Genomic DNA, 17,926 nt, shown 5'->3' with positions numbered 1-17,926 from the left:
GCCACCCCTAGGAGAGCCATGTCCGAATCCACCGCCACCTTGCAGGTCGCCGCGCCCCGCGCGGTCCGCAGCGAACACGACTTAATCGGGGACCGCAACATTCCCGCGGAGGCATATTGGGGCGTGCACACGCTGCGCGCCGTGGAAAACTTCCCGATCACCGGCCAGCCGCTGTCCACCAACACGCATCTGGTCACGGCGCTGGCCATGGTCAAGCAGGCCGCCGCCCAGGCAAACCTGGAACTGGGGCTGCTCGACGCGACCCGCGCCGCCGCCATCATCGAGGCTTGCCGCGAGATCATCGCCGGGAACCTGCACGAGCAGTTCGTGGTTGACGTGATCCAGGGCGGCGCCGGCACCTCCTCGAACATGAACGCCAACGAGGTCATCGCCAACCGGGCGCTGGAACTGATGGGCCACACCAAAGGCGAGTACCGATACCTGCACCCCAACGACCACGTCAACCTCAGCCAGTCCACCAACGACGTGTACCCCACCGCCGTGCGCGTGGCCACGATCTTCGGCGCCACCTCGCTGGTCGCCGCCATGGAGCACCTGGGCGCCGCCTTCGCCGCCAAGGCCGTGGAATTCCGCACCGTGGTCAAGATGGGACGCACCCAGCTGCAGGACGCGGTCCCGATGACCCTGGGACAGGAATTCAACGCCTACGCCGTCACCCTCGGCGAGGACCGCGCGCGCCTGGCCGAATCCACGCTGCTGATCCACGAGATCAACCTGGGCGCCACCGCCATCGGCACCGAGCTGAACGCGCCGCTCGGCTACTCGGCCCTGGCCTGCACGCACCTGGCCGCGATCTCCGGGTTGAAGCTGGAGACGGCCTTCGACCTGATCGAGGCCACCGCCGACGTCGGCGCCTTCGTACACCTCTCCGGGGTGCTCAAGCGCGTGGCGGTCAAGCTCTCCAAGGTCTGCAACGACCTGCGCCTGCTCTCCTCCGGCCCGCGCGCCGGGCTGGGCGAGATCGACCTGCCCGCGGTGCAGTCCGGCTCCTCGATCATGCCCGGCAAGGTCAACCCGGTGATCCCCGAGGTCGTGAACCAGGTGGCCTACGAGGTCATCGGCAACGACGTGACCATCACGATGGCCGCCGAGTCCGGGCAGCTGCAACTCAACGCCTTCGAGCCGATCATCGTGCACAGCCTGACCAAGTCGATGCGCCACCTGGAGGCCGCCTGCATCACGCTGGCAGACAAGTGCATCGTCGGCATCACCGCCCACGAGGAGAAGCTGCGGGGCCAGGTGGAGAACTCCATCGGCCTGGTCACCGCGCTCACTGTGCAGCTCGGCTATGCGGCTTCGACGAAGATCGCGCTCGAGGCCCTTTCCACCGGCCGCGGCGTGGCCGAGCTGGTCCTGGAGCACGGGCTGCTCACCGAGTTGCAGCTCAACGAGCTGTTGCGTCCCGAGCGACTGGCCAACCTCAGCGAATAGGCCGCCCGGCCGTTTTCAGCGTTTCAACCCGTTCCACCCTTGAGCAAGCCCCCAGACACTCCCCGAGAGGCACCTGCGCATGACACGTGAAATCCCAGAAACCCGCACCACGCACCGACCCGACACCCCCAACTCGGCATTGACCGCCGAGGACAAGGGAATGCACAAGGGATTGAAATCCCGCCAGATCCAGATGATCGCCATCGGCGGGGCCATCGGCACCGGGCTGTTCATGGGCGCTGGCGGCCGCCTGGCCGGTGCCGGCCCGGCCCTGATGTTCAGCTACGCCGTGTGCGGGTTCTTCGCGTTCCTGATCCTGCGCGCCCTGGGCGAACTGGTCGTCCACCGTCCCTCCTCGGGTTCCTTCGTCTCCTACGCCCGGGAGTTCTTCGGGGAGAAGGCAGCATTCGTGACCGGCTGGCTGTACTGGCTCAACTGGGCCATGACGGCCATCGTGGACATCACCGCGATCGCTCTGTACATGAACTTCTTCGCCAAGTACGTGCCGTGGATCGGCTCGGTCCCGCAGTGGGTGTGGGCGCTTGCGGCGCTGCTGATCGTGCTGGGGCTGAACCTGGTCTCGGTGAAGGTCTTCGGCGAGCTCGAGTTCTGGTTCGCGCTGATCAAGGTCCTCGCATTGGTCGGGTTCCTGGCGGTGGGCATCTACTTCGTCATCTTCGGGTCCCCGATTCCCGGGCACGAAGTCGGCTTCAGCCTGATCGCCGACAACGGCGGGTTCTTCCCCAACGGCCTGCTGCCGGTGGTCGTGGTGATGCAGGGCGTCGTGTTCGCCTACGCCTCGATCGAACTGATCGGCACCGCCGCAGGCGAGACGGAGAATCCCGAGAAGGTCATGCCCAAGGCCATCAACACCGTGATCATCCGCATCGCCGTCTTCTACGTCGGCTCGCTGGTGCTGCTCTCGCTGCTGCTGCCCTACACCGCCTACAAGGCCGGCGAGTCCCCGTTCGTGACGTTCTTCGGTTCCATCGGAGTTTCCGGCATGGACTCGATCATGAACCTAGTGGTGCTCACAGCGGCGATGTCCTCGCTGAACGCGGGCCTGTATTCCACCGGGCGCATCCTGCGCTCGATGGCGCTGGCCGGATCCGCTCCGCGCTTCACCGCCAAGCTGAACAAGCAGGGTGTGCCCTACGGCGGCATCGCGCTGACCGCCGCGGTGGCTGGCCTCGGCGTGGTGCTCAACGCGATTGTTCCGGCCAATGCCTTCGAGATCGTGCTGAACATGGCAGCGCTGGGCATCATCGCCTCCTGGGGCATGATCGTGCTCTGCCAACTGGCGCTCTATCGTCTGGCCAAGCGTGGGGGAGCGGTGCGTCCGGCCTTCCGGATGATCGGGGCGCCCTACACCGGGTACCTGACCCTCGCCTTCCTGGCCGCTGTCATCGTGCTGATGGCCTTCGACTCCCCGGTGGGCACCTGGACCGTTGCCTCGATCATCGTCATCATCCCGGCGCTGATGATCGGTTGGTACGCCTCGCGCGGGCGCATCCGGGACATTGCCGCGGCGCGGGCGAACGCCGATGCGCTCTCCGACCCGACGGAGAACCACGAGTTCTCTGTCAACGGGGCTTCCGACTCTCAGTAGGAAGACGGGGGCGGCACCGGCGCGGACACGATCCGCGCCGGTGCCGCCTTTTTAACCGCCGTGGCACCGGCGCCGGGACCGCGGAGCCGTGCGCGGGTGGCTTCCTAGACCCCGAGTTCCTCGCGCAGGCGGGCCACATGGCCGTCGGCGGCGACGTTGTATTCGGCCAGGGCCACCTTCCCGTCCGGGTCAACCACCACGGTGCTGCGCAGGGTGCCGGAGTACTTCTTGCCGTTGACCTCTTTCTGCCCGTACGAACCATAGGCAGTGGCCACCGCAAAATCGGGATCCGAGAGCAGCGGGAAATTCAGCGACTCGGCCTCGGCGAACGAGGCCAGCGCATCGCCCTCATCCGGGGAAATGCCCAGGACCTCGTAGCCGGCGGCCCGCAGCGAGTTGAGGTTGTCCCTGAAATCGCAGGCCTCGGTTGTGCATCCCTTCGTCGCCGCCTTGGGGTAGAAGTACACCACAACGTTCTTGCCCGCATAGTCGTCCAGGGCTACCTGCGTGCCGTGCGCGTCGGCCAGTGTGAACTTGGGTGCGCGCTCGCCGGCGGACAAGGGTGTTGAAGTCAAGGACATGAAATTCTCCATTCGATCAAGCAAATTGTTGATGTCGTTTCCAGCCTAGGGTTTTCTCGCGGACACTGAAAGGGAATCGGAGAAAACCGTGCGCTGCAAGGCATGATGGTTGTCGTCGCCGTTTCACCCCTACATCCTGCGATGTAGACCCTTTGGAAAAATCAGTCTTTGGGAGGGTCAAACCGGGGGACATCGAGGGTAGAGTGACCAATGCTTGGCTGAAAAATGCCATGTTGCCGCCCTCGAAGGGCCACCAAACCATGGTGGATTCGTGCGGCTAAAAAATCATGAGGACACTGCCTGATGCTCTTAAAGCTCATACTTAGACATTCGAAACCCTACAAGTGGTGGATTGCCGCCGTGCTGTTCTTCCAGCTCGCCACCACCATCGCCACACTCTTCCTGCCCAGCCTCAACGCCCGCATCATCGACACCGGCGTGGTCAAGGGCGACACCGACTTCATCTGGCGCACCGGCGGCGTGATGCTTGCCGTCGCGTTCGTCCAGGTGCTCACGGCCATCGCCGCCGTGTACTTTGGCGCGAAGACCGCCATGGCCATCGGCCGGGACCTGCGCCATTCCGTCTTTGACGCGGTCACCGCGTTCTCCGCGCAAGACGTCAACAAGTTCGGCGCCGCAACGCTGATCACCCGCGGCACCAACGACGTGCAGCAGGTGCAGATGCTGGTGCTGATGGGCCTGAACTTCATGGTCTCGGCACCCATCATGTGCGTTGGCGGCATCATCATGGCGCTGCGCGAAGACGTCGGCCTGTCCTGGCTGGTCTGGGTCTCCGTGCCCGTGCTGCTGGTGGTCGTCGGCGTGCTGGTCATCTTCCTGATGCCGCTCTTCCGCCAGATGCAGGACCGCATCGACGGGATCAACGGGGTGCTGCGCGAGCAGATCACCGGCATCCGCGTGGTGCGTGCCTTCGTGCGCGAACCCCACGAGACCGAGCGCTTCGAGGAGGCCAACGCCAAGCTCACCCGCGTGGGCGTGAAGGTCGGCAACCTCTTCGTGTTGATGTTCCCGCTGATCGGCATGATCCTGCACATCGCCACCGCCTCCGTGCTGTGGTTCGGCGGACACCGCGTGGAGACCGGCGAAATGCAGGTCGGTGCGCTGACCGCGTTCCTGCAGTACCTGCTGCAGATCCTGATCGCGGTGATGATGGGAACCTTCATGGCCATGATGATCCCGCGCGCCATCGTCTGCGCCGAGCGCATCGACGAGGTCACCACCATGGTCCCGTCGCTCACCGACCAGACCGAGCGCGTCGCCGAGATGGACGCCCCCGGAACCATCGAGTTCCGCAACGTCACCTTCGGCTACCCGGGTGCCGAGGCGCCGGTGCTCAACAACATCTCATTCACCGCCCGACGCGGCGAGACCACCGCCATCGTCGGGTCCACCGGCTCGGGCAAGACCACGCTGCTGAACCTGATCCCGCGGCTTTACGACGCCAGGCAGGGCCAGGTGCTGGTGGGCGGGGCTCCGGTCACGGAGCTGACCCGCGCGCAGATTTCCGCCGCGGTGGCCACCGTGCCGCAGCGTCCCTACCTCTTCTCCGGAACCGTTGCCTCCAACCTGCGCTTCGGCGCGGAACACGCCAGCGAAGAGGACCTGTGGGATGCCCTGCGCACCGCACAAGCCGAAGACTTTGTCGCAGCACGCGAGGACGGCCTCGGCTCGACGATCTCCCAGGGAGGCACCAACGTCTCCGGAGGACAGCGCCAGCGCCTGTGCATCGCCCGGGCCCTGGCCGCGAAGCCGGAGATCTACCTCTTCGACGACTCCTTCTCCGCACTCGACGTGGCAACCGACGCGCACCTGCGGGCCGCGCTGAAGGAACCCACCAAGGATGCGGCGGTCATCATCGTCGCCCAACGCATCTCAACGATCACCGCCGCCGACCAGATCCTGGTCCTGGACCACGGCGAAATCGTGGCCCGCGGAACGCACGAGGAACTCCTGGAATCCTCGGAAACCTACCAGGAAATCGTGACCAGCCAGCTGGCAGTGGAGGAGGTGGCCTAAATGGCAAAACGCACCAAGAAGGAAACAACGGCAGTCGTGGAACCGACCGACGAGATCGACGAGTTCGACACGGCCGGGGCCTCCGACATGTTCGGCGACTCGCTCCCGGTCCGCAAGGCCAAGCACTTCTGGCCCTCGGCCAAGCGCCTGGTGGGGCTGCTGGCCCCGCAAAAACTCGGCATGACCGTGGTCCTGCTGCTGGCGGCCGCCGGAGTGGTTCTCTCGGTGATCGCACCGAAGATCCTGGGCCAGGCCATGGACGTGATCTTCGCCGGCGCCATTGGCGGGAACATGCCCGCAAATGTCCCGGTGGAGCAGGTCATTGAGGGGCTGCGTGCCTCCGGGCAGAATGACCTGGCCGAGATGATGTCCAAGATGAACCTCGTCCCGGGCGTCGGCATCGACTTCCCCCTGCTCAGCCGCTACATCCTCATCGTGCTCTCCATGTACTTCGTGGCCTCGCTGTTCATGTGGGCCTCGGGCTGGTTGCTGAACCGCCTGGTCATGAAGGTCGTCTACGGCCTGCGGCGCGACGTGGAGCACAAGCTCAACCGGTTGCCGCTGAATTACTTCGACACGCGCCAGCGTGGCGACCTGCTCAGCCGCGTCACCAACGACGTGGACAACATCCAGAACGCGCTGCAGCAGGCGATCAGCCAACTGGTGCAATCGCTGCTGACGGTCATCGGCATCATCATCATGATGTTCATCATCTCCTGGCAGATGGCGCTGATTGCGCTCATCGCACTGCCGCTCTCCGCGGTCGCCGCGGGCGTCATCGGCTCCCGCGCCCAGGGGTTGTTCACCGCGCAGTGGAAGAACACCGGTGCACTGAACGGGCAGATCGAGGAGTCCTTCTCCGGCCACGACCTGATGAAGGTCTTCGGGCGCGAGCAGGACATGCTGGACCGCTTCCACGAGAAGAACGAGGAGCTCTACAAGGCCTCCTTCGGCGCCCAGTTCGTCTCCGGCATGATCTTCCCGGTCATGAACTTCATCTCCTACCTGGCCTACGTCGGCATCGCCGTGGTCGGCGGGCTGCGCGTGGCCTCGGGGCAGATGTCCCTGGGAGACGCGACGGCGTTCATCCAGTACTCGCGCGAGTTCACCCAGCCGCTGGGGCAGATGGCCGGCATGGCCAACATGCTCCAGTCCGGCGTTGCCTCCGCGGAGCGCACCTTCGAGCTGTTGGATGCCGACGAGCAGGACGAGGACACCGTGACCGCGTCGCTGCCGGCCCGCACCGACGGCCACGTCGAGTTCGAGCACGTCACCTTCTCCTACTCGGAGGACAAGCCGCTGATTGAGGACCTGTCCTTCGAGGCGCACCCGGGGCACACCGTGGCCATCGTCGGCCCCACCGGCGCGGGGAAGACGACCCTGGTGAACCTGGTCATGCGCTTCTACGAGCTGAACTCCGGGCGCATCACCCTGGACGGGGTGGACGTGACCCGGATCAGCCGGGCCGACCTGCGCTCCAAGGTCGGCATGGTGCTCCAGGACGCCTGGCTCTTCGGCGGTTCCATCCTGGAGAACATCCGCTACGGGCGCCTGGAGGCCACGGACGAGGAGGTCGTCGAGGCGGCCAAGGCCACCTTCGTTGACAGGTTCGTCCGCGCCCTGCCCGAGGGCTACGACACGGTCATCGACGAGGAAGGCACCAACGTGTCGGCCGGCGAGAAGCAGCTGATCACGATCGCCCGCGCGTTCGTGGCCAACCCGTCGCTGCTGATCCTCGACGAGGCGACCTCCTCGGTTGACACCCGCACGGAGCTGCTGGTGCAGAAAGCCATGGCGGCGCTGCGCAGCGACAGGACCAGCTTCGTGATCGCCCACCGTCTCTCCACCATCCGCGATGCCGACACCATCCTGGTGATGGAGGAGGGCAGGATCGTGGAACAGGGCAACCACGAGGTGCTGCTGGCCGCCCGCGGTGCGTACTACCGGTTGTACCAGTCGCAGTTCGCCGGCCCGGCCGAGGTTCTCGACACGGAACCCGCCCCCGGCGGCGCCCCGGTGCTCGAGGGCAGCGAGCCCGCCCTTGAACAGGACGCCGAAGCGGAGTTGAAAGGCTAGAACCGGTGCGCCGGTAGCGCGCCGGGCACTGCCAGCGCGCAGATGGCCCCGAAGGGTGCGGATCCCAAGGATCCGCACCCTTCGGGGCCACCGCCATTTGTTGGAAGTATCAACTTGTGGCCCCACGACGGATCGAGGGTTCGGGTGGTGGGATAGGCTTGCCCGAGTGACAGTTCGAACCGGTTCCGCCCCTCAGTTATCCCCGCACGGGACCCCATCCGCGGACGGTCCACGGATCAACACCAACGGCTCCTCGATGGGATTCCGGGCCGATATCCAGGGACTTCGCGCCATCGCCGTGCTGATGGTCATCATCCACCACCTGCGCCCCGGCGCGCTCACCGGCGGATTCATCGGCGTTGACGTGTTCTTCGTGATTTCCGGCTACCTGATCACCGCGCACCTGTTCCGGGAAATGCGCGCCACCGGGACCATCAAGCTGGCAACTTTCTGGGCCCGGCGCATCCGGCGGCTGCTGCCCCTGGCGTTCACCGTGCTCCTGGCCAGCGCCGCACTGGTGTATTTCTTCATCCCTGCCACCGAGCACGGCACCATGTTCAAGCATGTTGCCGCCGCCGGGTTCTACATTGAGAACTGGGCGCTGGTGGCCGACGCCACCGACTACTCGGCCGCAGGGCAAATGGCCACCGTGGTGCAGCACTACTGGTCGCTCTCCGTGGAGGAACAGTTCTACCTCGCTTGGCCGCTATTGATCCTAGGCGCCGCGTTCGTGGCCGGCAAGCTGCTGCCGCGGGCGAGCATCAACCGGCGTGGCTTCTCCGGACCAGGGACCCGCAGGCTCTTCCTGGTCGCCATCGGAGCGATCATGCTCCTTTCCTTTGCCTACGGACTCTGGGTCACCACTGCGAACCCCTCGGCAGCCTACTTCGACACGGCCGGAAGGGCCTGGGAGTTTGCCGCCGGCGGCGTGGTCGCTTTGTTCTGCGTGAATCGCGGGGTCGGTGGACTTCGCGGCGCGCTGCTGGGTTGGGGCGGACTCGCACTGTTGCTGGCCGGTGCCCTGCTGATCCCCACCGAGACCCGCTTCCCTGGAACCATGGCCTTGGTTCCGGTGCTCGGCACCGCCGCGCTGCTCGCCGCCGCAGGCACGCAGCTCCCGGGCATGCGCTGGTTCTCCCATGCCAGCTGGCTCTCGATCCACCCCGTGCGCCGGGTCGGGGACGTGAGCTACGGGGCCTACCTGTGGCACTGGCCGCTGATCATCGTTGCACCCTTCGTGCTGCACGCCGAACCAAAGTGGTACCACGAGGCAGGCATCCTGGGACTGGCACTCCTGCTGGCCTGGCTATCGCAGTTGCTGATCGAGGATCCGCTGCGCTTCGGGAAAATGCTGAAGCCGGTGCGCAACACGTTGGTCTTTGCGCTGGCAGGAATGATGCTGCTGGCATCGATCGCGTGGGCGGGCACCACTGCGTCGGCGCAGAGCGCGAACCTGCCGCGGATGGACACCGCCTCCACGTGCTACGGCGCCGGGACGCTGGAACACGCGGCCGACTGCCTGCCCGTCGCCTCGGACTTCGCACCCTGGCCCTCGGCGGTTGCCGTCTCCCAGCAGGTGCGCAGCCCCTTGTTCCCGGGCTGTGAAACCGACACCCTGCAGGTGGCGGAATCCAGCTGCCGTCTCGGCAAGACCACTGACCCCAGGTTGCGCGTTGCCGTGGTGGGGGACTCGCACGCCTCGGCCTGGCTGCCGGCGCTGGTGGAAATCGCCGAGGAGCGCGACTGGGAACTGGTGACCCACATCCGCTCCGGCTGTTCGCCCTCGGTCGCCGCGCTCAAGGGCTCCGAAAAACTCAGCGGCACGGCCGAGCGCCTATGCACCGAATCGGTGCGTGCCCTGGGTCCGCGGCTCGCGGCGGATCGGGACATTGACGCCGTGATCGTGGCCGCGCAGGGCAACAAGCGCTCTTGGATCTCCTCCCCGGGCTACGAATTCGCCGACCCGGCCACCGAGGGTTTCACCAGCCTGTGGCAATCCTGGATCGATGCCGGCAAGACGGTCGCGGTGATCCACGAGGTGCCGCGGCTGGGAAACGTGAACGTGCCCACGTGCGTGGCCTCGAACCCCCGCGACCCGCTGGCCTGCGCGGTGCCCCGCAAAGAGGGCCTGTCGATCAGGGAGAACCTGCAAAAGGCGCTGGACAGCGATGCCGCCCCACGCGGCATCGTGCGCGCGGACCTCACCAATTCCATCTGCTCGCAAGAGACCTGCTTCGCCGTCATCGGTTCGCTGATCACCTACTACGACCAGTCACATCTGTCCCACGACTTCTCGGCGTCCCTGGCGCCCATGCTCGCCAGGGAACTGGACCAAAACCCGGTCTTCGGCACCGGCGGCTAGGGCCGGCGGTGGGGAACCCCCTCCACCGTCGCGTCGACACTGCCCCGGACCTCCCGTCAAGTTGTCACCGAGGTGAGAAAGCCAACGTGCGCCTACCCACGCCCCTGCCCGGTGCCGGCGTGGTGTGCGGCATAAAATGATGCCCATGCCTGCATCCGTGAAAGCCCCCCGCCTGCCCGCCTTCAAGGAACCGGCCACCACCGGGTCCGGGGACCTGACCGGGCTGGAAACCGACGGGCGCGCCGAGGGCCTGCTCTTCGAATCCGACGACGCGGCGGGGGTGGACCTGGAGGACGCGGTCTTCACCGAATGCATCTTCCGCTCGGTTTCACTGCAGGGCGCACCCATGGCCAGGGTGACCTTCGGGGATTGCCGCATCGAGGAGGTCAATGCCCCGGTGCTCGAGGCACCCGACTCCGGATGGTGGAACACCGCAGTGGTCGGTGGACGCATCGGATCGGCCGAGCTCTACGGAGCCACGTTCCGCTCGGTGAAGTTCGAGCGGGCCAAGCTCGGCTACCTGAACCTGCGCCGCGCGAGGATCAAGGACGTGGAATTCCGCGACGTGCACATCGAGGAGCTCGATGCAGGAGGCGCCAACCTGGAACGGGTCACCTTCATCGACTGCACCATTGACACCCTGGCCCTGAACGGCGCCAAGCTCAAGGACGTGGACCTGCGCGGGGCGCGCCTGCGCACGCTCTCCGGAATCACTGCGCTCAAGGGCGCCACGGTGAGCTACGAGCAGCTCCTGGACCTGGCCCCGATCCTCGCCAACGAACTGGGCCTTCGCGTCGAGTGAGAAGTGTGCGGGGCGCGGAAGTGGATTCCGGACCTGGGAACGCTCGGTAGGCTGGAAACCATGCAGCAAACTCCTGTCCCATACCCATACGCCCCGCTGCCGCGCAAGCGGCAACCGGTCTTCGAGGCCGGGCCCATGCGGCGCGGGGACGTGGTGGTGCTGGGCACCTACCTGGTGCTCTTTGTCCTGGGCGCCGGTGGACTGCTGGCGCTGGTCCCGGGTTTCGTCGAGGCCTTCAAGAACCAGGATTCGGCGCAATTCGGCGTTAACCTCATCATCTACGTCGTGGTGTTCACCGGGGCGATCATCATGGGCTTCGAGGCGCTGCGTTCCTCATTCGCCACGTTCAAGTACCACCCGTGGGCCAAGGCCCTGATGGTTCCCGGGGGCTGGCTGGGGTCCCTGATCGTCAGCGCCATCGTGCTGGTTGCCATGGGGAATCCGGTCAAGAGCGAAAACCAGCTGGCCATCGAGGGCATGACCCGGTCGGTGCCGTTCGCGACCATGTTCGTGGTCACCGTGATCCTTGGCCCCTTCGTGGAGGAATACATCTTCCGCCACCTGCTGATCGGCAAGCTCAGCCGCAAGCTCAACGTCTGGGTCTGCGTGCCGATCTCGGTGGTGCTCTTCACCTCGCTGCACTTCATTGGATCCGGTTCCTTCGACCTGACCAGCGCGATTCCCTATACGACGCTGGGGATCATGATGTCGCTCGCCTACGTTGTCACCGGAAAGTCGCTGGCCTACTCCTACGTCCTACACGTCTTCAACAATGCCGTGGCGCTGATCCTGTCCTATACGCTGCTGCCGCTGTTCCAGCAGTAGATATCCAACGAAAGACCGTCGCACAGGTGAGTAGCGTTCCCGAAGATTCAGCGCACTGGCACGGCCATGCCCATGGCAGCCGCGGCTACCGCAAGATGATCCTGGCGCTGTTCGCCGCCGGGGTGGCAACCTTCTCCCAGCTGTACTCGGTCCAGGGCGTGCTGCCCGAACTGGCCCGCGACCTGTCGGTGAGCGAAGCCGATGCGGCGCTTGCGGTTTCCGCCGCGACGCTGGGCCTGGCCGCCTCGGTGCTCTTCTGGTCGCTGCTGGCCGACCGGATGGGACGGCTGCGCGCCATGACCATCGCCGTGACGGCGGCCGTGGCGCTGGGGCTTGCGGTGCCATTTTCCCCTGGCTTCGAATGGCTGCTGGCCCTGCGTTTCATCGAGGGCCTGGCCCTGGGCGGGATCCCCGCGGTGGCGTTGGCGTACCTATCGGAAGAGGTGTCGCCCCTGCATTCGGCGGTTGCCGCCGGGACCTATATTTCCGGGACCACCCTTGGCGGGCTTGCCGGACGCCTGGTGGCCGGGCCGCTGAGTGAATTTGTTTCCTGGCGCCTGGGCACCCTGGTGGTGTCGGTGATGGCAGCCGTCGCCGCGGGCGTTTTCATCGCGGTGGCTCCCAAGCCGCGCGGTTTCACTCCCGTGCCCTGGCGCAGCCCGAACCGGATTCCCTTGTGGAAAAAGCTGTGGATGAACCTGCGAAAGGGGCCGCTGCTGGTGCTCTATGCGCAGGGTTTCCTGCTCATGGGCGGCTTCGTGGCCGTCTACAACTACCTGGGATTCCGGCTGGAGGCCGCGCCCTTCCTGATCCCCGCCTCGCTGGCCTCGCTGGTGTTCGTCGCGTACCTGTCGGGAGCCTGGTCATCGCGCCAGTCCGGGGCGATGGTGGCCCGCTTTAACCGCCTGCCGGTGCTGCTGACCTCCATTGCGTTGATGGCCGCGGGCCTTGTGGTGACACTGGTCGATTTCCTGCCCACGGTCGTCTTCGGGCTTTTGGTGTTCACCGCCGGGTTCTTTGCCGCCCATTCGGTGGCCAGCGGCTGGATTCCAATGCTCGGCGTCGGTGGGCGGGCACAGGCCGCCAGCCTGTACAACCTGGCCTACTATTCCGGGTCTTCGCTCTTTGGCTGGGCCATCGGCATGGCGTTCAACGCCGCCAACTGGCCGGGGTTGGTGGTTTCGGTGGTTTCCCTGTTGGTGCTGGCGGCGCTGCTGGCACTCGGGGGCCTGCGTCGGCACCCCTAGGCTTGGCGGGGAAAGCGGGCCCGACGACGGGTTTTCCCGGCGAGTCTGTGCAAATCGTGCTGGCTCCGGCGCCGCCACCCGTTATGCTAAAGAAGTTCTCTGTATACCCATATTGAGAAGTAACAACGAAGAGATTGGAAGTGGACCACATGCGTGGAAGCAACCTTGTATGGACAATCGTAGGCGTTCTCGTCGCCGTTGCCTTGGTAATCTGGATCGCTTCTGCGATCTAGGGCATCGTCTCTGAGTAGTTAACGGCAAGCCCCGTCCAGTAATGGACGGGGCTTGCTGCATGCGGGGAAAGCGCAGTTAAAGCAGTTGGATGAGCTGGGCCTTGTAGGCCTCGAACGCGGCGACGCCCCGAGCGGTAATGCCGACATAGGTGGCAGGGCTTCGGCCCTCGATGACCTTCACCTGGGAGATGTACCCGGCGTCCTCCAGCTTGCGCAGGTGCGTGGAAAGGTTGCCCGCGGTCATCGACAGGATTTCGCGCAGCTTGGGGAAAGCCATGGATTCCTTCGGCCCCAGGGTGTTCAGCGCCGACATGACCCGCAACCGGGCATCCGCGTGGATGAGTGGATCCAACTCGGCCATGGCTACTTCGCCGCCCGGGAGGAAGCGCGGCGGCGGGCAAGTGCGAGGAGTCCGGCGGCGATGAAGAGGACCGGGCCGCCGATGGCGAAGATGGAAATGAAGGTCCCGGGTCCGGCGACAAGCCCGGCGACGTTCAGCGCGGTGAAGCAGACACCGAGGATGAACATGTCTCGGTCCTGGAAGATTGCGGCCCCGGCCATGTACATCAGGGAGACGACCAGGATGGCCACCGCGTTGATCAGCCAGCCGGTCGCCAACTGCGCGGAGTCCGGCATGAGCCTGGCGAAGGCGATGCTGAATACGGCCACGGTGGCGAAGCCGCCCATCCAGCTCATGCCGTAGGCCATGCCCGCGAACTTGGAATCCCCACGCACCTGGGATCCGGAACGGATGCCCAGAACCGCGGTGTAGGCCACGGCGGCGAGCAGGATTATCCCGCCGAGGACCAGCGCGGTCGTGTAGGCCAGTGGAATCCAGCCGAACGTTGCGCCGTGCAGCAGCCCGTAGCCGGCCAGGTAGGTGAGGGCCCACACGAAGTAGATGAGCGCGACGTTGGGTTCAATGGAGGCGCGGGTTACCGCGGCGGTCTGGTTGATCGCCGCCAGTGCGGCGCGCGGATCAAGTTGCTGGTGGGAGTCGGGGGCAGGGTTTGTGTTCATGGTGATGCCTTTCCTTCGCGGTGCCGGGGGATGGAATGAAACGACAATCGACCGCAAACAAGTTTGTGACACAAACCTGTTTGTGTCAATGGCTTGTGGGGAAATCGTGGGCGAGACCGTGCCCGGTAGGCTGGTGGGGTGAAAGAAGCAGGCAGGAAACAGGTCGTCACCCCCGATGCGTCCCGCGGGTTGGGCCGAACCATTCTGGCACTGGCCGTTCCCGCGCTGGGCGCTCTCATTGCGGAGCCGCTCTTCCTGCTGGCCGACATGGCCATCGTCGGGCACCTGGGCATCAACGAACTTGCCGGCGCGGGGCTGGGGACCACGGTCCTGCAAACCGCGGTGGGACTCATGGTCTTTCTGGCATACTCCACCACCCCCGCCGTAGCCCGGGCCATCGGCGCCGGCGACCTCGGGCGGGCCATGGCCGCCGGGCGCGACGGGATCTGGCTTGCCCTCGGCCTGGGCGTGGTCCTGGGCCTGGCCGGGTTCTTCGGTGCACCCATGCTGGCGGCCGCCATGGGAGCCCAGGGCGAGGTGCTCCGGTTTGCGGTGGACTACATCCAATATTCCACCTTCGGCATACCCGCGATGCTGCTGGTGCTCGCCGCGACCGGGGTGCTTCGCGGCATGCAGGACACCAAGACCCCGCTCTACGTGGCGGGGATAGGCTTTGCCGCAAACATCGCGCTTAACCTCATCCTGGTCTACCCGCTGGGGATGTCCGTTGCCGGTGCCGCGCTGGGCACCTCGATCGCCCAATGGGGGATGGCCGCGGTGTACCTGTGGATGCTCATTCCACGGATCCGCAATGCCGGACAGTCGCTGGCGCCGCACGGGCGCGGGGTGCTGGGCACCGGGCAGGTCGGATCCTGGCTGATGCTGCGCACGCTGTCGCTGCGCCTGGCGCTGCTCGCCACGGTCTGGGTGGCCACCGGACAGGGGGCTCTCACGCTCGCCGCCCACCAGCTGGTCTTCACCATCTTCACCTTCATGGCCTTTGCGCTGGATGCGCTGGCCATTGCCGCGCAGGCGCTGATCGGCAAGGAGCTGGGGGCCGGCGACGCGGTGCGGGCCAACCTGCTGACCAGGACCATGTGCCGCTGGGGCCTGTACTTCGGCGTGGCAACCGGCGCGCTGCTGGCGGTCATCGCCCCCTTTGTCGGCGCGCTGTTCACCACGAATGACTCGGTGCGGGAGGCAACCATGGTCGGGGTCTGGATCCTCGCAGCGTCCCAACCGGTCTGCGGACTCGTGTTCGTGCTGGACGGGGTGCTGATCGGTGCCGGGGACGCGCGCTACCTGGCGGTCGCCGGCGTCGTCACGCTGCTGGTCTACCTGCCGCTGCTCTTCATCGTGACGCGCTTCGAGCACGCCGGAGTCTCGGCCGTCGCCTGGATCTGGGTGGCATTCGGCCTGGGCTTCATGCTCGCCCGCGCCGCGACGCTCACGTGGCGGGTGCGCAACGACAAATGGATGCGCCTGGGAGCCTGAGCCGCGGGAAAATCAGGCCCAAAGGCTCCCCGGGTCGGTGAACTGCTGGGCCATGGCGGTGCGGATGGAACGCAGGTGCACGCGCATGGCTTCCTCGGCCGCCCGCGCGTCCGCCGCGGCGATCGCGGCGTAGAGGGCCTCGTGCTCGGCCAGCTCGGTGGGGGCGCCCATATAGTGTTGCAGCCCCGGAAGCACGTGGTGGGCGCGGGCCGTCTCGTCGAAACAGCGCCGCAGGGAATCGGCCAGGCGTGAATTGCGCGAGGCGTCCGCGATGGCCTGGTGGAAGTCCTGGGCCGCCTTCATGGCCCCCAGCGGGTCGGCGGCGGACAGCGCTGCCTGGGTATCGAGTAGCTGGCGCAGCTTCACGGTGAGTTCCTGCGGCAGGAATCCGGCGGCGGCGGCCGCCGCGTGCGGTTCCAGGAGCATGCGCAGGTCAAGGGTTTCCTGCACGTCGTGCAGGCCCATGGTGCGCACCAGATAGCCCTTCTTGGGCAACACGGTGAGCAGGCCCTGGGAGGTCAGCAGGCGCAGCGCCTCGCGGACCGGCGTCTTGGAAACGGAGTACTCCTCGGCCAGGCGCGGCTCGACCACGATGCTTCCCGGGGCGATCCGTCCCGAGAGGATGGCCGCGCGCAATTGCACGACCAGGCGATCGGTGAGCGATGGACTCATCGGTGAAACTCCCTCGGGTCGGCGGGCGTCGGTGCCCGCGTCACATTGGGCCGGATGCTTCCGCGGCCCTTGTGAAAGATACTACCTCCCTGTTAGAAATATCTTTCAGGGATTTTTCAGGATTTTGGACGGATGGATGTCAACGATGACCACTAACCCCGGGCTTCGCGCCGAGGAACAACGCGCCGAGAACCAGCGGCTCACCCCGGCCGGACGCCGGGCAGTCTTCGCCGCGGTTCTCGGCACGGTCATCGAGTGGTACGACTATGCGCTCTATGGAGCGGCGGCCGGCCTGGTCATCGCCCCGCTCTTCTTCTCCGAGGCGGTGTCCTCGGCCGCCGCCATGATGGCCTTTGCCACCTTCGCGGTGGGGTTCGTCGCCCGACCGCTGGGCGGGGTCATCGTCGGGCACATCGGCGACAAGTACGGCCGGCGCCCGGCCATGATGCTCACCATCGTCCTGATGGGCGTGGCCACCGTCGGCGTGGGGCTGCTGCCTACCAGCGCGGCAATCGGGGCGGCCGCCCCGCTGCTGCTGGTCATCCTGCGGCTGCTGCAGGGCTTCGGGGCCGGAGCCGAGCTGGCCGGGGCCATGACCCTGGTGGCCGAATTCGCCCCGCCGAAGCGCCGCGGCTTCTATACCTCGCTGGTGCTCTCCACCCCGCCGGCCGGCATCGCGCTGGCCACCTTCGCCTTCTTTGCCGTGTCCTCGCTGGGCACCGAGGCGTTGCTGGGCTGGGCGTGGCGCGTCCCGTTCCTCGTTTCCGCGGTGCTCTTCCTGTTGGCCCTGTACATCCGCAACCGGCTCGAGGAAACCCCGGAGTACTCCCGGGCCGTCGAGAAGGCGGCGGCCGAACGCACGAAGTCGCGGCTGCCGCTGCGCGACGTGCTGGCCCGCGACTGGCGCCAGGTCCTCATCGGGTTCTTCTCCATCACCGGGCACAATGCCATGAACTACATCCTGGCCGTCTACGCGCTGAGCCTGATGACCTCCCCGCTGGTGGGGCTGGCCAAGTCCGACGCGCTGTTGGCCGTCACCCTCGGCTCGCTGGTCTCCGTCGCGCTGACCCCGGTGGGTGGCCGACTTTCGGACAGGTTCGGCGCCGCGAAGGTGCTGCTTTTCGGCTCCGTCATGGGCGCGGTGCTGGCCTACCCGATCTTCGGGCTGCTCAGCGCCGGCAGCTTCGCCCTGGCCTTCACCGCGATCGCGCTGGGCTACGGGCTGGTCATCCCGGCCACCAGCGGTGCGCAGGGTGCATTCCTCACCAACCTCTTCCCGCCACAGCGCCGACTCAGCGGAATCGGCGTGGCTCGCGAGACCAACGGGGCCGTGGTTGCCGGGCTCAGCCCGCTGATAGCCGCCGCCCTGGTCAACGCCGCGGACGGCAGCACGCACCTGGCCGCCGGCTACCTGCTGGCATGCTGCCTGCTCTCGGCGATCGCCGTTCTGCTCTCCCTGAGGGTTCCCGCCAACCACTGACCCGCCCTTCCCCGTGCCCCACGCACCATCCCCCCA

At 66.3% G+C, this 17,926-nt stretch carries 14 protein-coding genes; 10 read left to right on the top strand and 4 right to left on the bottom strand.

Annotated elements, in window-relative coordinates; genetic code table 11:
* The first annotated feature begins 18 nt into the window (after positions 1-18).
* Complete coding sequence (locus ABD687_RS13000) at positions 19-1,452, top strand: aspartate ammonia-lyase (RefSeq protein WP_310290568.1); 1,434 nt, start codon at positions 19-21, stop codon at positions 1,450-1,452.
* Between the two features lie 79 nt (positions 1,453-1,531).
* Complete coding sequence (locus ABD687_RS12995) at positions 1,532-3,061, top strand: amino acid permease (RefSeq protein ID WP_310290571.1); 1,530 nt, start codon at positions 1,532-1,534, stop codon at positions 3,059-3,061.
* A gap of 104 nt (positions 3,062-3,165) precedes the next feature.
* Here the strand turns inward: ABD687_RS12995 and bcp are convergent, their stop codons facing one another.
* Positions 3,166-3,642, bottom strand: a complete 477-nt coding sequence (bcp, locus tag ABD687_RS12990) for a thioredoxin-dependent thiol peroxidase (RefSeq protein WP_264271348.1) — start codon at positions 3,640-3,642, stop codon at positions 3,166-3,168.
* Positions 3,643-3,945: 303 nt separating this feature from the next.
* Between bcp and ABD687_RS12985 the strand changes: the two genes are divergently transcribed.
* The 6 genes from ABD687_RS12985 to ABD687_RS12960 all read left to right on the top strand — a co-directional run bounded on the left by ABD687_RS12985 (position 3,946) and on the right by ABD687_RS12960 (position 12,991).
* A complete protein-coding gene (locus ABD687_RS12985) occupies positions 3,946-5,679 on the top strand; it encodes an ABC transporter ATP-binding protein (protein WP_310290577.1) in 1,734 nt (577 codons plus the stop codon).
* Between the two features lie 87 nt (positions 5,680-5,766).
* Positions 5,767-7,755 carry an ABC transporter ATP-binding protein gene (locus ABD687_RS12980; RefSeq protein WP_310293429.1) on the top strand — a complete coding sequence of 663 codons (1,989 nt, stop codon included), beginning with the start codon at positions 5,767-5,769 and terminating at the stop codon, positions 7,753-7,755.
* A 166-nt stretch (positions 7,756-7,921) separates the two neighbouring features.
* On the top strand, positions 7,922-10,117 hold the full coding sequence (locus ABD687_RS12975; RefSeq protein WP_310290579.1) for an acyltransferase family protein: 2,196 nt from the start codon (positions 7,922-7,924) through the stop codon (positions 10,115-10,117).
* 145 nt (positions 10,118-10,262) lie between these two features.
* Complete coding sequence (locus ABD687_RS12970; protein ID WP_302263759.1) at positions 10,263-10,919, top strand: pentapeptide repeat-containing protein; 657 nt, start codon at positions 10,263-10,265, stop codon at positions 10,917-10,919.
* Positions 10,920-10,979: 60 nt separating this feature from the next.
* Complete coding sequence (locus tag ABD687_RS12965) at positions 10,980-11,744, top strand: CPBP family intramembrane glutamic endopeptidase (protein WP_302263761.1); 765 nt, start codon at positions 10,980-10,982, stop codon at positions 11,742-11,744.
* A gap of 95 nt (positions 11,745-11,839) precedes the next feature.
* Positions 11,840-12,991: an MFS transporter gene (locus tag ABD687_RS12960; protein WP_377700282.1), complete on the top strand. Its 1,152-nt coding sequence runs from the start codon at positions 11,840-11,842 to the stop codon at positions 12,989-12,991.
* A 309-nt stretch (positions 12,992-13,300) separates the two neighbouring features.
* Here the strand turns inward: ABD687_RS12960 and ABD687_RS12955 are convergent, their stop codons facing one another.
* Entirely contained in the window at positions 13,301-13,585 is a 285-nt protein-coding gene (locus ABD687_RS12955) for a transcriptional regulator (protein WP_302263763.1), read from the bottom strand.
* 2 nt (positions 13,586-13,587) lie between these two features.
* Positions 13,588-14,244, bottom strand: coding sequence for a hypothetical protein (locus ABD687_RS12950; protein WP_310290585.1), 657 nt, complete (start codon positions 14,242-14,244; stop codon positions 13,588-13,590).
* Between the two features lie 138 nt (positions 14,245-14,382).
* Between ABD687_RS12950 and ABD687_RS12945 the strand changes: the two genes are divergently transcribed.
* Entirely contained in the window at positions 14,383-15,738 is a 1,356-nt protein-coding gene (locus ABD687_RS12945) for an MATE family efflux transporter (RefSeq protein WP_310290587.1), read from the top strand.
* A 12-nt stretch (positions 15,739-15,750) separates the two neighbouring features.
* On the opposite strand, the gene ABD687_RS12940 is transcribed toward ABD687_RS12945, so the two are convergent.
* A complete protein-coding gene (locus ABD687_RS12940) occupies positions 15,751-16,410 on the bottom strand; it encodes a GntR family transcriptional regulator (RefSeq protein WP_310290590.1) in 660 nt (219 codons plus the stop codon).
* Positions 16,411-16,555: 145 nt separating this feature from the next.
* On the opposite strand from ABD687_RS12940, the gene ABD687_RS12935 reads away from it, so the two are divergent.
* Positions 16,556-17,890 (top strand): MFS transporter, encoded by a 1,335-nt coding sequence (locus ABD687_RS12935; RefSeq protein WP_264271339.1) that lies wholly within the window; start codon positions 16,556-16,558, stop codon positions 17,888-17,890.
* Positions 17,891-17,926: the final 36 nt, after the last annotated feature.

The sequence above is a fragment of the Paeniglutamicibacter sulfureus genome, assembly GCF_039535115.1.
Taxonomy (GTDB): domain Bacteria; phylum Actinomycetota; class Actinomycetes; order Actinomycetales; family Micrococcaceae; genus Paeniglutamicibacter; species Paeniglutamicibacter sulfureus.
The sequence above is the reverse complement of the archived record's forward strand: the minus strand, read 5'-3'. Positions and strand labels throughout refer to the sequence as shown.

What these genes read in the sequence shown, in the direction of transcription:
- bcp (WP_264271348.1), bottom strand. Translation starts at nt 3,642, where the DNA reads ATGTCCTTGACTTCAACACCCTTGTCCGCCGGCGAGCGCGCACCCAAG.
- ABD687_RS12960 (WP_377700282.1), top strand. Translation starts at nt 11,840, where the DNA reads ATGATCCTGGCGCTGTTCGCCGCCGGGGTGGCAACCTTCTCCCAGCTG.
- ABD687_RS12940 (WP_310290590.1), bottom strand. Translation starts at nt 16,410, where the DNA reads ATGAGTCCATCGCTCACCGATCGCCTGGTCGTGCAATTGCGCGCGGCC.
- ABD687_RS12970 (WP_302263759.1), top strand. Translation starts at nt 10,263, where the DNA reads ATGCCTGCATCCGTGAAAGCCCCCCGCCTGCCCGCCTTCAAGGAACCG.
- ABD687_RS13000 (WP_310290568.1), top strand. Translation starts at nt 19, where the DNA reads ATGTCCGAATCCACCGCCACCTTGCAGGTCGCCGCGCCCCGCGCGGTC.
- ABD687_RS12985 (WP_310290577.1), top strand. Translation starts at nt 3,946, where the DNA reads ATGCTCTTAAAGCTCATACTTAGACATTCGAAACCCTACAAGTGGTGG.
- ABD687_RS12995 (WP_310290571.1), top strand. Translation starts at nt 1,532, where the DNA reads ATGACACGTGAAATCCCAGAAACCCGCACCACGCACCGACCCGACACC.
- ABD687_RS12950 (WP_310290585.1), bottom strand. Translation starts at nt 14,244, where the DNA reads ATGAACACAAACCCTGCCCCCGACTCCCACCAGCAACTTGATCCGCGC.
- ABD687_RS12955 (WP_302263763.1), bottom strand. Translation starts at nt 13,585, where the DNA reads ATGGCCGAGTTGGATCCACTCATCCACGCGGATGCCCGGTTGCGGGTC.
- ABD687_RS12965 (WP_302263761.1), top strand. Translation starts at nt 10,980, where the DNA reads ATGCAGCAAACTCCTGTCCCATACCCATACGCCCCGCTGCCGCGCAAG.
- ABD687_RS12980 (WP_310293429.1), top strand. Translation starts at nt 5,767, where the DNA reads ATGTTCGGCGACTCGCTCCCGGTCCGCAAGGCCAAGCACTTCTGGCCC.
- ABD687_RS12935 (WP_264271339.1), top strand. Translation starts at nt 16,556, where the DNA reads ATGACCACTAACCCCGGGCTTCGCGCCGAGGAACAACGCGCCGAGAAC.